9 protein-coding genes are annotated in these 15,142 nt (G+C 60.4%); 6 read left to right on the top strand and 3 right to left on the bottom strand.

The features are described 5' to 3' along the window. Positions 1 to 68: 68 nt before the first annotated feature. Positions 69 to 1,280, bottom strand: a complete 1,212-nt coding sequence (locus C9I57_RS13380; protein WP_107151166.1) for a multidrug effflux MFS transporter — start codon at positions 1,278 to 1,280, stop codon at positions 69 to 71. 87 nt (positions 1,281 to 1,367) lie between these two features. On the opposite strand from C9I57_RS13380, the gene C9I57_RS13375 reads away from it, so the two are divergent. From C9I57_RS13375 to C9I57_RS13365, 3 genes are all read left to right on the top strand, one after another. Then, positions 1,368 to 2,168, top strand: a complete 801-nt coding sequence (locus C9I57_RS13375; RefSeq protein ID WP_107151165.1) for an AraC family transcriptional regulator — start codon at positions 1,368 to 1,370, stop codon at positions 2,166 to 2,168. Positions 2,169 to 2,791: 623 nt separating this feature from the next. Continuing rightward, positions 2,792 to 8,368, top strand: a complete 5,577-nt coding sequence (locus C9I57_RS13370; protein WP_258187627.1) for a trifunctional serine/threonine-protein kinase/ATP-binding protein/sensor histidine kinase — start codon at positions 2,792 to 2,794, stop codon at positions 8,366 to 8,368. Between the two features lie 230 nt (positions 8,369 to 8,598). Further along, positions 8,599 to 8,820: an adenylate/guanylate cyclase domain-containing protein gene (locus tag C9I57_RS13365; RefSeq protein ID WP_107151163.1), complete on the top strand. Its 222-nt coding sequence runs from the start codon at positions 8,599 to 8,601 to the stop codon at positions 8,818 to 8,820. A 433-nt stretch (positions 8,821 to 9,253) separates the two neighbouring features. Here the strand turns inward: C9I57_RS13365 and C9I57_RS13360 are convergent, their stop codons facing one another. Then, positions 9,254 to 9,676, bottom strand: a complete 423-nt coding sequence (locus tag C9I57_RS13360) for a hypothetical protein (RefSeq protein WP_107151162.1) — start codon at positions 9,674 to 9,676, stop codon at positions 9,254 to 9,256. Between the two features lie 209 nt (positions 9,677 to 9,885). Here C9I57_RS13360 and C9I57_RS32745 point away from each other — a divergent pair, with 209 nt between their 5' ends. Further along, positions 9,886 to 10,041: a hypothetical protein gene (locus C9I57_RS32745; protein WP_181321826.1), complete on the top strand. Its 156-nt coding sequence runs from the start codon at positions 9,886 to 9,888 to the stop codon at positions 10,039 to 10,041. A gap of 123 nt (positions 10,042 to 10,164) precedes the next feature. On the opposite strand, the gene C9I57_RS13355 is transcribed toward C9I57_RS32745, so the two are convergent. Beyond that, positions 10,165 to 13,095 carry an AMP-binding protein gene (locus tag C9I57_RS13355; RefSeq protein WP_107151161.1) on the bottom strand — a complete coding sequence of 977 codons (2,931 nt, stop codon included), beginning with the start codon at positions 13,093 to 13,095 and terminating at the stop codon, positions 10,165 to 10,167. 204 nt (positions 13,096 to 13,299) lie between these two features. Between C9I57_RS13355 and C9I57_RS13350 the strand changes: the two genes are divergently transcribed. Next, the gene (locus tag C9I57_RS13350; RefSeq protein ID WP_107151160.1) at positions 13,300 to 13,674 is read left to right on the top strand and encodes a sensory rhodopsin transducer; all 375 of its coding nucleotides are present in this window, start codon (positions 13,300 to 13,302) and stop codon (positions 13,672 to 13,674) included. Between the two features lie 79 nt (positions 13,675 to 13,753). Continuing rightward, a complete protein-coding gene (locus tag C9I57_RS13345) occupies positions 13,754 to 15,070 on the top strand; it encodes an NRAMP family divalent metal transporter (protein WP_107151159.1) in 1,317 nt (438 codons plus the stop codon). Positions 15,071 to 15,142 lie beyond the last annotated feature (72 nt).

Raw genomic sequence — 15,142 nt, 5'->3', positions numbered from 1 at the left:
TCGGACCTCAAGGGGAAGGCTGACGGCGAAAGATAACAGACGCCGGTGACGCGATAACCTCGCCTGGCTTACGATTTTTTTGCGCATTCTGAAGCCACCCCGGACACCACGACCGTTCGACAGTGGACCATAAGCATGCCTACCGCAACGATCGACCAGAACACGCAAAGCGGTACAGGCGTATGAAAGGGTAGTGCTGCCGTCGCGACAATCGCCCCGCCAAGCAGCAGGTAATAGGTCACGCCGAAGAGCGCACCGGCGCGCCCAAGGCAAGCGCCATAGTTGCGCAGGGCGGGCGCGAGAATGTTGGGAATCGCGAGGCCGAATCCCGCAAAGACTGGGAGCGCCGCGATGGCCCAAAATACGCCAGCATGCCCCGATGCCAATACGAAAAGCAGTTGACCGGTGACGCCGGCGAGTACGCTAAGCAGCCCGTAGCGTACTCGCCGGTCCGGCAGTACGGAGTCGGAAAGTCGACGATTGCAGGCTGCCCCCAGACTGCCGGCCAGTGCGACTGCGAGCCCGATCCAGCCAAAGCCCAGGCCAGGCAGATGGCCGACCATGAATGGACCTGCGGCGTAGAAGGAGAACACAAGTGCGTTGAGACCCGCGACAAGTATGGCTGCACTCCACAGGGAACGATCGGTCATCATTCGAACCGCAAGGCTCTTCATCGGCACGTTCGCGGCTTTCGGCGGTCGCGTTTCGGTCAGGTAACCCACGCCGCAAAGAGCAAGAATTAACGCCAATGCGGCGATAACGCTGAGCACGCCCTGATAGCCCTGCCAGTCGGACACGATCTGTCCGGCCAGTGGCCCGACTGCCGGCGACCAGGACAACACCATGCCAAGCGTTACGAAGTACCGGGTCAGCGCTGCTCCGCCAAGTCGGTCGCGCAGGATCGTCTGGGTGGTGACTGAACACGTCGCCATACCAACCGCCTGGACGAAACGCCCAAGCAAAAGTAGTCCGTAAGTGGACCCGACGGTTGCCGCGATCGTGCCGACAAGCGCCAGTGTCAGGCCGAGCAGCAGCGCCGGACGTCGCCCAAATCGATCGGAGACGTGCCCCCAAAGCAGTACGCCTGCCGAGAAGCCGAGAAAAAATATCCCCATGACCCATTGCGTATGAGCCGGGTCAAGTTGCCAGACACGGGCGAGGTCCGGCAGAGCAGGGGCCAGTATGGTTTCCGCGATTTGCGGCAATGCGAGCCAGGCGATGACCAGCCATTTCGGCGGCAGATCGCTACCGTCGCCGATGCGGATGTCGGTGAGTTTCATGATGCCCTCGTGAGCGAGAGCCGTAGCATACTCAGCTCGAACGGGTCATAATCACGCCGTTCAGACAGAAAACATCGCAGGACAGACATGCCGCGCTACAGGCCCGACGAGGCCATCGATCCTGATACAGCAGTCTGTCCGGTGGTCGGCCTCGCGATTGACAGCCGCAAACACGAATCGGGCTGGCACACGCACAGGCGAACCCAGTTGCTCTATCAGGCCGAAGGCGCCGTCACCTTGCATACCGCCGATCGCATCGGACAACTGGCACCCTCACAAGCGGTCTGGCTGCCCGCTGGATGTCTTCACAGGACCACCATGCACGGTCGGTTCTCGTACCGCAGTCTCTATTTCGATGTCGAGACCTACCCGGACTTGCCCGGGTCGCCTGCGATTTTGGAAATCAGTGCGCTGTTGCGCGAGCTGATTCTCAGCGTTACCGGATGGTCGTCCGATCAGGCACTAACGCCCGCACAACATCGTCTGATCGCAACTTTGCTCGACGAACTCGCTGCAGCAAAGTCGGCTCCCCTCCATCTGCCGATGCCTCGCGAGAAGCGGCTGCGGACAATCGCACAGGCGCTCCTCGACGATCCCGCGTTACCTTTGTCGCTGGGCGACTGGGGCGTTCAGGTTGGCGCCAGCGAACGAACCCTCGCACGTGCCTTTGTACGCGAAACGGGCATGACGTTCTCGCAGTGGCGTACACAATGTCGCCTGTTGATCGCGCAGACGCGACTGGCTGAGGGCGTATCAGTCACAACCGTTGCGCACATGGTCGGCTACGCCAGCGACAGTGCGTTTATCGCGATGTACCGGCGGACGTATGGGTTGCCGCCGAGCCGAAGAACACGGTCCAGGATTCGTATCTCACCGAAGCCCGAATAAGCCTGCATGATGCGCTGCGGCGCGCAGAAGCAGAGCGGCCGTCACGCAACGTCAGCCGACAGGCGAAGGAACACGAAGCTTCAGCCCCAGACGCAGTTGCTCACGCGCTCCGACGCACATTACGGAATCGCACGAAGTTGACATAATCTAAATTATCAACAGGACTGGTTGTAGCGGCTAAGTTATACTGTCCGCTTTTGGGCGCAGCGTAAGCTGCGCCGGCAGCCGATTCCGGCGCCGGAGGCTTCGATGGCTGCGACAGAACGGATAACAATGACGATGCGCGAGCTGGACAGCGCCCGTTCACGGAGGCGGAAGAATCGGAGATGCGGCAATGCTGCTAATACGCACACGGGCCTCGCCTAGACGGTACAGCCCTTCAGCAAGGACACGACCGCTTCGCTGATGTAAGCACTCCTAATGATGTCGGAGCTCGCTCCGTCCTGCCTCCACCCCATTAGGTAGCGTTCCCCAAATCCGATCAAGTCACGCGAAAACTCGCATCATCAGGCCGCCAGCATCTGTGGCAGACTAAGTTGCAGAACGGCCTGCCCACCCGACGCGACGCGAAGCAGCCGCTCGGCCAGACAGCGGCCAATAGGCTCGACGTGGAGGCGAGAAGTTTGACCCAGTCTTCTTGGTTCGCCGCGCCTGAGATTGGAAGCTCCCGGTTTTTGTGGGACGACGGCGAACGTATCTGCTACCGGATACGCCGCCGAAATGCCGACGGCACTTACGCCTCGGCGCTGGCGATGGGGCCCGCCGCCGAGCATCCTACGCCTGCCAGTCTCGACCGTCTCGCGCACGAATACGCCTTGAGAAACGAGTTGGACAGCGAATGGGCGGTGCGGCCGCTGGAAATCGTGCACGAAGGCGGTCGTACGCTGCTCTTGCTCGAAGACGCGGGCGGCGAGCCGCTCACCCGGCTCATCGGGGCGCCTATGGAAACGGGGCACTTCCTGCGCCTCGCCATCAGCGTCGTCACCGCGCTCGGCAAGGCGCACCAGCGCGGCCTTGTCCATAAGGACCTCAAGCCAGGCAACATTCTCGTGAACTGTGCGGACGGGAAGACCCGGCTGACGGGGTTCGGCATCGCATCGCGCCTGCCCCGCGAGCGACAGGCGCCGGAACCACCCGGGACCATCGCCGGCACCCTCGCCTACATGGCGCCCGAGCAAACAGGCCGCATGAACCGCTCGATCGACGCCCGCAGCGATCTGTATGCGCTCGGCGTCACGCTGTATTTGATGCTCACGGGCTCCCTGCCATTCGCAGCAACAGACCCCATGGAGTGGGTGCACTGCCATATCGCTAGAAAGCCGGTGCCGCCGAGCGAGCGGTTAGAAAATCTCCCGGCGGCGATCTCGGCCATCGTCATGAAACTGCTCGCGAAGACGGCCGAGGAGCGCTACCAGACTGCGGTCGGCGTCGAGCGCGATTTGCGGCGCTGCCTGGCCGAATGGGAAGCCCGCGGTTGCATCGAGAACTTCCCGGTGGGTCAACAGGATATGCCCGACCGGTTATTGATTCCGGAGAAGCTGTACGGACGAGCCCGCGAGGTCGAGGCCCTGCTCGCCGCGTTCGATCGCGTCGCCAAAAATGGGACTCCGGAGCTCGTGCTCGTGTCCGGCTATTCGGGGATTGGCAAGTCCTCGGTCGTCAACGAGCTGCATAAGGTATTGGCGCCGTTGCGTGGGCTCTTCGCCGCGGGCAAGTTCGATCAATACAAGCGCGACATCCCGTATTCGACGCTTGCTCAGGCCTTTCAAAGTCTCGTGCGGCCGCTTCTCGGCATGAGCGACGCCGAGCTTCGTGGTTGGCGCGACGCCCTGCTCGAGGCGCTCGGCCCGAACGGGCAACTCATGGTCGATGTCGTCCCGGAGCTGAAGCTCATCATCGGAGACCAGCCACCGGTTCCCGAGCTTCGTTCCCAGGACGCACATCGACGTTTCCAGCTCGTATTCCGACGCTTCATCGGTGTGTTCGCCCGCCCGGAGCATCCTCTTGCGCTCTTTCTCGATGACTTGCAATGGCTCGACGCAGCGACACTCGATCTGCTCGAGGCTCTGCTGACCCAGTCCGATCTGCAGCACCTCTTGTTGATCGGCGCCTATCGCAATAACGAAGTCACCCCGGAGCACCCGCTCACGCGCAGGCTGGAAGCCATCAAGACCGCTGGCGGGAAGGTGCTCGAAATCACGCTTGCGCCACTTGGCGAGGCGGATGTCGGGCAACTGGTCGCGGATACGCTTCGCTGCGAGTCGGCGCGCGCCGCGCCGCTCGCACAACTGGTGCACGCGAAAACCGGTGGCAATCCGTTTTTCGCCATTCAGTTCGTGTCTTCGCTGGCCGATGAGGGAATGCTCGCCTTCGAGCATGGTGCGGCGCGCTGGTCCTGGAACCTCGACCGGATTCACGCGAAAGGGTACACCGATAACATCGTCGAGCTCGTGGTCGCGAAGTTGAGCCGTCTGCCAGCCGAGACGCAACGAGCGTTGCAGCAGCTGGCCTGTCTTGGAAACATCGCCGAGATCGGCACACTTTCGATCGTTCTCGGGACTACCGACAAAGAAGTTCACGCGGTGCTATTGCCAGCTGTCCATCAGGAATTGGTCGAGCGCCTCGCGAGCGCTTACCGGTTCATCCACGATCGCGTTCAGGAAGCCGCCTATTCGCTGATTCCGGAGGAACTGCGCAGCGAGGCGCACCTTCGAATAGGACGACTGCTCGCTGCGCTGACGCCTCTCGAGAAGCGCGAGGAGTCGATCTTCGAGATCGTCAGTCAACTGAACCGCGCCGTCTGCTTGATCACTTCGTGTGAGGAGCGCGAACGGCTCGCTGTGTTCAATTTGACCGCAGGCCGGCGTGCCAAATCTTCAACGGCCTACGTCTCGGCGCTCAAGCACCTCGTCGTGGGCACGGCGCTACTGGGCGACGATGGCTGGCAGCGCCAACGCAACCTTATCTTCGCGCTGGAGCTGGAACGCGCGGAATGCGAGTTCCTGACCGGCGAGCTCGTGGCCGCGGACGAGCGCTTAACTGCGCTCTCCGATCGGGCGACCAATACAGTCGAGCGCGCGAGCGTCGCATGCGTGCAGATGGACGTGTGCACGACCCTCGATCGCAGCGATCGAGCCGTTGCCGTTGCGCTCGACTACCTGCGGCATGTGGGTATCGATTTGTCACCTCATCCGACACAGGAAGAGGCGCGGCGCGAGTATGAGCAAATCTGGTCCCGACTTGGGAGCCGATCGATCGAGAGCCTCATCGAATTGCCGCTCATGAGCGATCCCGAGTCGCTCGCAACCGTCGGTGTTCTGAATAAGGTGTTGCCACCAGCTGTTTTTACGGATGCGAACCTGGTTGCCGTTACCGTCTGCAGAGCGGTCAATCTGAGTCTCGAGCGGGGCAACTGCGATGCGTCGTGCTTCGCCTATGTCATGCTTGGCAAAATCGCGGGACCGTATTTCGGCAACTACGACACGGGGTTTCGATTCGGCGAGCTCGGCTATGAACTCGTCGAACGACGTGGCTTGAAGCGCTTCGAGGCGAGCACCTATTTGTGCTTCGCCGCTTTTGTGATGCGCTGGACGAAACATGTGCGCTTCTGCCGAGACCTGTTGCGCCGCGCTTTCGAAGCCGCAAACAAGATAGGCGACGTCCAGTATGCAGCCTACGCGTGCAACAATCTGAACACGGATCTCCTCTTCGCGGGTAATCCGCTCGTCGAAGTGCAACGCGAAGCTGAACATGGCCTCGCGTTTGCGGAAAGCGCGCAATATGGCCTCGTGATTGACATCATCACGACGCAGCTTGCACTGATCCGGACGCTTCGCGGCCTGACATCAAAATTCGGGTGCTTCGATGACGGACAGTTCGAGGAGCACCGGTTCGAGCAGCACCTATCTGGCAATCGGGCGTTGGCGATCGCCGAATGTTGGTACTGGATTCGGAAACTGCAGGGGCGCTATCTTGCCGGCGACTATGCGGCTGCCATGGATGCCTCGTCGAGGGCGCAACAGCTGCTCTGGACATCCGAAACGTTTTACGAGGAAGCGGAGTACCACTTCTACGCCGCACTCTCCGCGGCCGCATGCTGCGAGGACGCAACAGCCGCCGAGCGGCAGCAACACTTGGCGTCCCTCGCCGCTCACCACGGAAAGCTTGCCGTGTGGGCGGAGAACTGTCCGGAGAACTTCGAGCATCGGGCGGCCCTCGTGCACGCGGAAATTGCCCGCCTCGAAGGGCGCGAGCTTGACGCCGAACGACTCTACGAGCAAGCAATCCGCTCGGCTCGCGCAAACGACTTTCCCAACAACGAGGCGCTCGCCAGCGAGCTTGCAGCGCGGTTCCATGCCGCGCGAGGCTTCGAGATCATTGCACATGCGTACCTGCGCAACGCCCGGTACTGCTATCTGCGCTGGGGAGCCGACGGCAAGGTGCGACAACTCGAAGAAGCTTATCCGCAACTCGAGAAGGAAGAATCTCTGCCCGATGCGACGAGTACAATCGGGACGCCGGTCGATCGCCTCGACCTTGGGACCGTGATCAAGGTGTCGCAGGCCGTTTCAGGCGAAATTGTCCTGGACAAGCTGCTCCACACGCTCATGCGCACCGCCATCGAACAGGCGGGTGCTGAGAACGGACTGCTGGTTATGTCGAGTGGCGCCGAGCCGCGGATCGAGGCACGAGCGACGACGTGTCCCGACGCAGTCGTCGTGGAACTTTGCGACGAGCCCGCGGCTGCGCAGGCGTTGCCGCAGACGATTCTCCACCAAGTGTTGCGTACCGGGGAGAGCGTCATTGTCCGTGATGCAGCCGCAGACGCTTCGTTTGCGACGGATCCATACATCAGTGTTCGTCAAGTTCGCTCGATTCTGTGCGTGCCCTTGATCAGCCGGGCGAGACTCATCGGCGCACTGTATCTCGAGAACAACCTGGCTCCAGGCGTTTTTGCACCGGCCAGGATCGCGATGCTGAAGCTGCTTGCCTCGCAGGCCGCGGTTACGCTGGAGAACGCGGGCTTGTATCGCGAGCTCGCAGAACGTGAAGCGAAGATCCGGCGCCTTGTCGACGCCAATATTGTCGGAATCTTCATATGGGATCTCGAGGGGCAGATTCTCGAGGCCAATGACGCGTTCTTGACCACCGTCGGCTACGACCGCAACGATCTCGTCAACGGTCGTTTGCGTTGGACGAAACTGACGCCGCCCGACTGGCTCGATTTGGACAGGCAACGCTGGATCCCGGAGCTCCAGGCAACGGGGACTGTGCAACCGTTCGAGAAGGAGTACTTAAGGAAGGATGGCAGCCGCGTGCCCGTGTTGATCGGTGTGGCGAGCTTCGAAGAAAGCCGGCACCAAGGCGTCGCGTTCGTGCTTGACCTGACCGACCGCAAGCGGGCCGAAGCCGAAGCGCGCGATAGCGAACGGCGATATCGTGAGGTGGAGATGGCGCTTGCGCATGCGAACCGTGTCACGACCATGGGGCAGCTCGCAGCCTCAATCGCTCATGAAGTCAAGCAACCGATCGGCGCGGCCGCCACCAATGCAGCGGCAGGCCTACGTTGGCTGAGCGCGCAGCCACCCAATCTGGAGGAAGCCCGGCAGGCGTTTGCCCACATCGTCAAAGACGCAACGCGCGCCGGCGAAGTCATGAATCGTATTCGTGGCCTCGTCAAAAATGCGCCGACGTGCACGGAGACGCTGCAACTCAACGAGGCGATTCGTGAGGTCATTGCCATGACGCGCGGCGAGGCCGAGAAGAACAACGTCTCTGTCCGGACGCAGCTTGAGGAGGACTTGCCGCTCATCGACGGCGACCGCGTTCAGCTCCAGCAGGTCGTGCTGAACTTGATCATCAATGCCATCGAAGCAATGAGCGCCGCTGATGACGGACCGCGAGAACTCCTCATTGGCACAAGCCAACACGAGCAGACCGGCGTCCTTGTCACGGTGCGCGATTCGGGGCCGGGTGTGGCATCGGGGAACGTCGACCGCCTCTACGAGCCGTTCTTTACGACCAAGGCCGGCGGAATGGGCATGGGACTGTCCATTTGTCGCTCGATCGTGGAAGCACACGGGGGCAGATTGTCGTCGAGTGCAAGCGTGCCTCGCGGCGCGGTCTTTCAGTTCACCTTACCGGCACGCGCAGATGGCGCATTCTCATCAAGGGTTGATCGTCCTTTTGCTACAGATTGATACGGTTAACCCGGCTCCCGAACCGCACGACGCTGAACCAGGCGCAAGTGGCCTCCCGCTGCGCCGCCCTATCGGATACGCATTGGGGTGCAACGCTGGCATATCACTGTCCATTCTCTGCGTCCAAAATCCACGAACCGCCTAAAAGTTCGAAGGAAAAGACGGACCAAGCGGCATTTGCGTTAACTTGCCCGAACTGACCTTTATCGTTCCAACAGACGAGCGCCGCAATGAGCAACATTCATAGCTACCGGGCTGCCGCCGGCCACGGCTTACGCGCCAGCCGCATGGAATCGCACGGCGTGCCCGGACGGGTGCAAGTGACCGACGCCACTCGGCGCAGGCTCGGCCCGCCATTCCGATTCGAGGATCACGGCTTCATCGAAGCGAAAGGGATCGGACAGCTACATACTTGGTTCCTTTCCCGCGGGGATCTGAACTTGGCGGTTTGACCGGTGTCGCGCCGGTAGTGATCCCGACACATTTTTGTCCCCAAAATCTTACGGAGAGATTTCATACAGCATTGGTGACCATACGACGTACGGAGGATCAATTTCAGTCATCCAAGGGACATAAACTGGCCATGAAATTCGGGCGCCGCTTGATGGGACCAGGGTTCCAGGCGCTGATTTCTGAGTACTTTTCTGTCCCATCGATTTTCCGCTAAATAGAAATGTCGTGTTCTGTGTAGGTTCATCGCCGGATAGCTATCTGGGAGCGCCGGCGATGAACGCGACTAGGACGATCACGATGACGATGCGCGAGCTAGAGAGCGACGCGCCGACATCCATGAAGCTTTTCTTAAACTCGGCTGCCGCTCGATCTGCTGGAACAGCTTACAGCGGAATCAGCAGTCTTTACGAAACCGCCTTTAAGAGAGCCGCATTACAAAGAGAGGTAGATTGGATTTTTAAATGAAAAACCGATTACCTCGAAATTCATATCCAAAATTGCCCACACAATGAACGCGCGTCCATTTTTAATTCCATTTCCTTTCGCCCTGGAAAAGGCTCCCGCCTTTGTCTTGATTGTATAGTGAGCCTGGGACAGCATCTCCTGTGTTACTTCGAAAGTTGATTGACCAGACCGGAGGTCCAAATCCCTCAGGTCCTCAATCGAACCATCTGCAGATTGGATTACCCCCACATAAATGATATTTCCGGCCGAAACGCTTCCGCCGCCGAAAGAAATGTTGATAGATACGCCTTGGTCATCGAGTTCTTTATCAATAACCAATTGGGGCGCATCATAGGTTCCAGGAAGCGTGGACATATTTCCGTGCTTCTCCTGCAGATTTTTAATATTCATTTTTCCTCCTAAAAATTAAAAAACGCAACCAATTACCATCGCTGATGATTTGAAAAGGCGAGCCTGCGGCCGCGTCGGGCGATATGCCCGTTTCCATGTAGCGGTCTCAAGTTGTGTCCATGTCTACCTCATCTCTTAGTGGTTATGCAAGACTAAATCTACACCCACTAATGACAAGGCAGACCTCATAAAATTACTAGGATTGCAGCATGAAACGATCTCGCGCGCATGTTATCGCCGAACCCGAACCTCTTTTTGCGCTTCCTTTGGTAACCGGCCATGTCTCGCTGACGACACGTTCATCCGGCCGTCGTCCATCGCCAAGCAGGCCCAAATGGTGGCTGATCGAATCGATGAAAGGCTGACAGAACTGCACCCGTGCGTATTGACTTCGAACCCTTGCGAGTCGAGAAATACCTGGAGAACTGCCATAGATCGCCCTTGTCGCTGTCGGACTGGCACGGGTGACCGTCAAATTCGAAGGCGATTCAAGCTCGCTTGTGCGACCCTGGCCGCCTTGCTGCCTCCATACCCGATGGTGCGATGCCCATTGCCGGCCCAATCAGCTCGGGTTCACCGCAATGCGTGAGGATCGCAGCGCGTACTTGGTCGCGCAGCTTCACCATCGCGCGAAGGTCGGTCCCTTCCGGTTTGATCGGCGCGAGCACGGTCATCACGATATGGCCACGGCGCGGCAGCCAGTCGCCGTCGCGCAATACAGCTCGCACGCCACGCAAGGCAATGGGTACGACGGGCCGCCCCAGAAGACATGCCGCGCGAAACGCCCCGAGGTGAAACGGACCGAGCCCTGCCGCACGCCGGAATGTCCCTTCGGGAAAAAACAGCAACGTTTCGTCGCGTGCCTCGGCGACGATGCGTTCTTCGTCTTCGACGCTAGCGCGATAGTCCGCGCGTTCGACAAATCGCACGCCGAGTCTGCGCAGAAAGCCTCCGATAAACGGTTGCCGCGCCAACTCCCGCTTCGCGACAAAGTGCAGCGGGTGCGGCAGCAATGCATGCAGCACGACGCTGTCGAGATAACTCGTATGGTTGACCGCGACGATCGCGGCGGCGGAAGCGGGGAATGATTCCGTTTCGCCTATAACCTCGGTGCGCAACCCGGCGAGATAAAGGAAAAGGCGTGTGGCCCGCCCGGTGACATGCCAGTTGCGCGCGGCAGCCGCGCCGAGGGCAACTCGGCACCAGAGCACGGGTGCAATCGCGGCTACGAGCGCCCAGCACCAAGAACCGTATGCGATGAGTCGTACCCGGTCGAGGCTCCGGCGTACAAACGGCTTCATGCTGCCAAACACGACTTCCGATACTTGCCGCCATGGCGCATGGGGCGCACTCATTTTCCGAAACTCGCGGCCCTCGCTCTCCGATCGCTCGAATCGCTCGAGCATGGCGCTGCGGCGGATTTTACCGGCCGGAGTCTTGAGAATGCTGCCTCGGTCGAGCAGCATGACGTTCCCCGCAGCCGTTCCGAAACACTTGGTGGTCGTCTCGTTGATTTGCGCAACGAGACACGCACGGGCATCGGGGTCCATCTCGGCCGTTTCGGCGAAAATGACGATACGTTCCGTGCCTCGTGCGGCATCGATGCCTCCGCATACCGCAACGCGTCCCGCAATCGCGCCGGGCAGCCGGCCTATTGCATCTTCGAGCTCGTAAGGAAAAAAGTGCCGGCCGCCGTGAATGATCATGTCCTTCACTCGTCCGGTGACGTACAGTTCGCCGTTCGCTACGTACCCGAGGTCACCGCTATCGAGCCACTCGCCATCCATGAGTTGAGCCGTCGCTTCAGCGTTGCGGTAGTAGCCCTGTGTGGCCGCCCTGCCTCGGAATTCGATACGCCCGATTTGGCGCTCCGGGAGTTCGCGTCCGTGCTTATCGGCGATCCGCATCTCGCAGCCGGGAAGCACGGGGCCGCAGCAGACGATTTCCAAAGTATCGGCGCCGTTGAGTGATGGCGCTGCCCTGCCGTCGTCGACGAACTGCGATCGCAGCACCTTATCGGTCCATAGTCCGCGCGCGGGTGGAGGGAACGTTACGGCCAGCGTGTTTTCGGCGAGCCCATAGACGGGGGCCAGCGCACGGGCGTCGAAGCGCGCCACGCTCATTCTTTCGGAAAACGCACGCATCACGTTCGCGCTCACGGGTTCTGCCCCGCAGAAGGACAAGCGTAGCGATGACAGGTCGAGATCTTGCAGTATGGCGTCCAAAACATGCCGCGCGCATCGGTCGTACGCAAAGTTCGGCGCAGCGGTGATGGTGCCGCGATAGCGCGAGATCATCTGCAGCCATGCATCGGGATGTGCGAGAAATGTGAGCGGCGAAGTGACGACGAGCGGTACGCCGAAATAAAGCGGCGCAAGCCAGGCACCGATCAAGCCCATGTCGTGATAAAGAGGCAGCCAGCTGACCAGCACATCGTCGGCGTTTACCGCCGCGCGTTCGCCCATCGCGCGGATACTAGCGAGCAGATTGGCGTGAGTGAGCACGACGCCTTTCGGCATACCCGTGCTGCCCGACGTGTATTGCAGAAGCGCAATGTCTTCGGCGCGGGTCACCACGGGCGTATCCATCGGCAATCGGACTATCCGCTCAGGCGTCAATACGTGGCGCAGCGTCGGCACGTGCGTCCTAAGCAGTCGCGCGACCGTTTCGGCCTGCTCGAAAGTGACCAGCGCCTTGATTTGCGCATTGTTGAGCAACGCGGTGTGGCGCTCCACATGTTCGGCAAGCCGACCTTTCCGAAGAGGCGGATAGATCGGTACCGCGATTGCGCCACAGAGCAATATTGCAGTGAATGCGACGAAATAATCGAGGTTCGTCGGCAGCATCAGCGCGACCGTATCGCCGGGATCGATGCCAACGGTGCGCAGGCCGCCTGCCATCTGCGCGGCACGCTCCCGCAACTCCCCGTATCCGATGCGTGATTCGGTGACACCATCGGTCTCGATCAACACGATGTGGGTGCGTTCGGGATGCCGGTCTGCGTGCCAGTGCATAGCCTCCATGAGCGTGCGCGCATGATGGGGAATAGCCAGTCGGCCAGCGGCTTTGTCCGGCGATACCCCGCTCACCGGGGAAAGTGGCTCTGCGGAGGCTGCCGCTTCGCGCAACGGTTCGCCTGTCACCGCGAGCAGCAGTTCGGCGGCTGTCGTAGCCGAGGCGAACGTATCGACGGACAGTTGCACGCCGAAAGCGTGTTCGATGCGCGCGAGCAGTTCGGCGCGCGCCAAGCTGTCAAAGCCGAGGTCGTGCTCGAGATGGGCATGGAGCGTTACCTCGTTATAGAGGGGGTTATCGCCGCGCGTTTCCTCGGCCAACTCACGAATAAGCGCGAGCAGCCGCGTTTGCGCGTCGCCTGTACGGCCGCGAGGCGGTTCCGATTCGATCCTGTTCTGGCTCATGACGATCAGTACCGGATGCTTCGAATCAACCAGCGTACACCCGATGCGGCATGCGCTGCGAGTGCGTCTGCCGCTGCAGCATGCGCCCTTTGGCGGAAATGGCGACAGAATGGTCGTGACCACCTGCCGCTTGGCACGGCGGTTGCGGCATTAGCGCCGTGGTCGCGCGGGATACAACGCGGACCGCGCTCAAAAGGAGCAGGCATGCAGGCGATCGGAAAGAGGAGATGGGCAATCGCCGAGGGCTATTTGCCGCCGTATAGCACAGGAGATAGTCGCGAGCTCGAGAGCCACGAGGCCGCGTGCATCCTGAACGCGGGTGAGCGCGACGCGCACGTCGAGGTCACGATTTTCTTCAGGGATCGCGATCCGGCAGGCCCGTATCGGCTCACGGTACCCGCAAGACGTACGCTTCATATGCGTTTCAACGACTTGAGCGATCCCGAACGGATCCCAACCGGAACAGAGTATTCCGCCGTGCTGGAATCGGATGTGCCCGTGATCGTACAGCACACACGCCTCGATTCCCGGCAGGCAGAACTTGCTCTTCTTTCCACGATCGCCTTTGGGACCGATTGACTCTTCGCGACTTCTTTGACGCGGGGAACGATTCATGCATTGACTTTCGATCATCCCAGCTTCCGATCGGCAGGCTCGAGTGAATTCGAACGTCGGGAAAGGCAGTCCGTCACCCCGCCGCAACGACAAGACCGCGAGCGGCCGGGTCGCTCACAGCTGGGCTGCCGATGCTGGGCCAGGATTGGCAACGGCCGGCGCAGACAACGATCCGGGCGGAATCGTGACGTATTCGCTCGCGGGCACGCAGCTCGGCTACGACATGCTCTGGGTATGCGTTCTTTCGTACCCATCGATGGTGGCCTTGCAATTCGTTTCATCGCGTGTGGCCGCGATCACCGGCAAAGGGCTGACGACGAACATGCGCGAGCACTACGCTCCGCTCTGGTTCTACATTGCCGTTGCGCGCTTTCTGGTTGCCAATACCGTCAATATCGCAGCCGATATGGTGGCGATGGGGTTCGCTGCTCGCTTGTTGTGGAACGGATCCGTGCCGTTGTTCACGTTGTTGCTCGGCGCCGGCTCGCTCGCACTTCAGTGGAAAGTCCCTTACGCTCGCTATGCCAACGTGGTCAAATGGCTGACGTTGGGGATGTTCGGCTATGTGGGCGTCCTGTTCACGCTGCATGTGCCGTGGAGCGAGGTAGCGTGGCATACACTGATTCCTCGCGTGAGCTTCACTGAGGAATATTTCTCGATCTTGCTTGCCGTGCTCGGCACGACGGTCAGTCCATATCTGCTCTTTACGCAGGCTGAGCAGGAAATCGAAGAACTCGCGGATGGAAGATCGAAGGACGATTCGAGCGGCGATGAAGACAGGACCGAGCGCCATCTTCGCCGCGTTCGTGCGCAAACGCTCGTACGAACCGCACTGTCGAACGCCGTCGGCTTTTTCATCATGCTTGCGGCGTCCGCGACACTCCATGTAGCGGGGAGCAGGCTCGACACCGCCGAGGATGTCGCCCGTGTGCTGGAGCCGCTGCTGCACGGATCGGCACCCCACGTCCTCGGCCTCGCTCTGATTGGGACCGCCTTGCTGGCCTTGCCGCCGCTCACTGGCTCCGCTGCCAATGCGGCGGCAAGCATGTTCCGTTGGCGGCGCGGACAACAACGGGACAGGCGTATCGCCTTGACACAGGCAGGATTGACAACGCTTTGCGCATTGTCCGGAGTATCGCTCGCTTTGCTGCAATTTAATTTTGTGAAGCTGCTTTATTGGAGCGCCTTGCTCAACGGTATGACCGTTGCCCCTGTCCTCATTCTGCTTTTGCTGCTAAGCACAAAACGCGCGGCGATTGGCGACTTGAGCATGCACTGGTCGCTGCGCGCGCTATGCTGGTTAGCAACGCTAGTGACAAGCGGCGCGCTGACCGCGCACTTCGTGCTCGAGTTGATCTGAACCGGTCTCGTTAGCGAGATGGGTGGGTTCGCCGACTATAGGAAGCGCGCTTTCCACAGATGATTGGGGAGT

Origin of the sequence: Trinickia symbiotica (genome assembly GCF_003028655.1) — a bacterium.
Classification (GTDB): Bacteria; Pseudomonadota; Gammaproteobacteria; order Burkholderiales; family Burkholderiaceae; genus Trinickia; species Trinickia symbiotica_A.
The sequence above is the reverse complement of the archived record's forward strand: the minus strand, read 5'-3'. Positions and strand labels throughout refer to the sequence as shown.

Bases quoted from the DNA above. Each gene is read 5' to 3' on its own strand.
- C9I57_RS13380 (WP_107151166.1), bottom strand. From the start codon at position 1,280: ATGAAACTCACCGACATCCGCATCGGCGACGGTAGCGATCTGCCGCCG.
- C9I57_RS13375 (WP_107151165.1), top strand. From the start codon at position 1,368: ATGCCGCGCTACAGGCCCGACGAGGCCATCGATCCTGATACAGCAGTC.
- C9I57_RS13365 (WP_107151163.1), top strand. From the start codon at position 8,599: ATGAGCAACATTCATAGCTACCGGGCTGCCGCCGGCCACGGCTTACGC.
- C9I57_RS13360 (WP_107151162.1), bottom strand. From the start codon at position 9,676: ATGAATATTAAAAATCTGCAGGAGAAGCACGGAAATATGTCCACGCTT.
- C9I57_RS32745 (WP_181321826.1), top strand. From the start codon at position 9,886: ATGAAACGATCTCGCGCGCATGTTATCGCCGAACCCGAACCTCTTTTT.
- C9I57_RS13355 (WP_107151161.1), bottom strand. From the start codon at position 13,095: ATGAGCCAGAACAGGATCGAATCGGAACCGCCTCGCGGCCGTACAGGC.
- C9I57_RS13350 (WP_107151160.1), top strand. From the start codon at position 13,300: ATGCAGGCGATCGGAAAGAGGAGATGGGCAATCGCCGAGGGCTATTTG.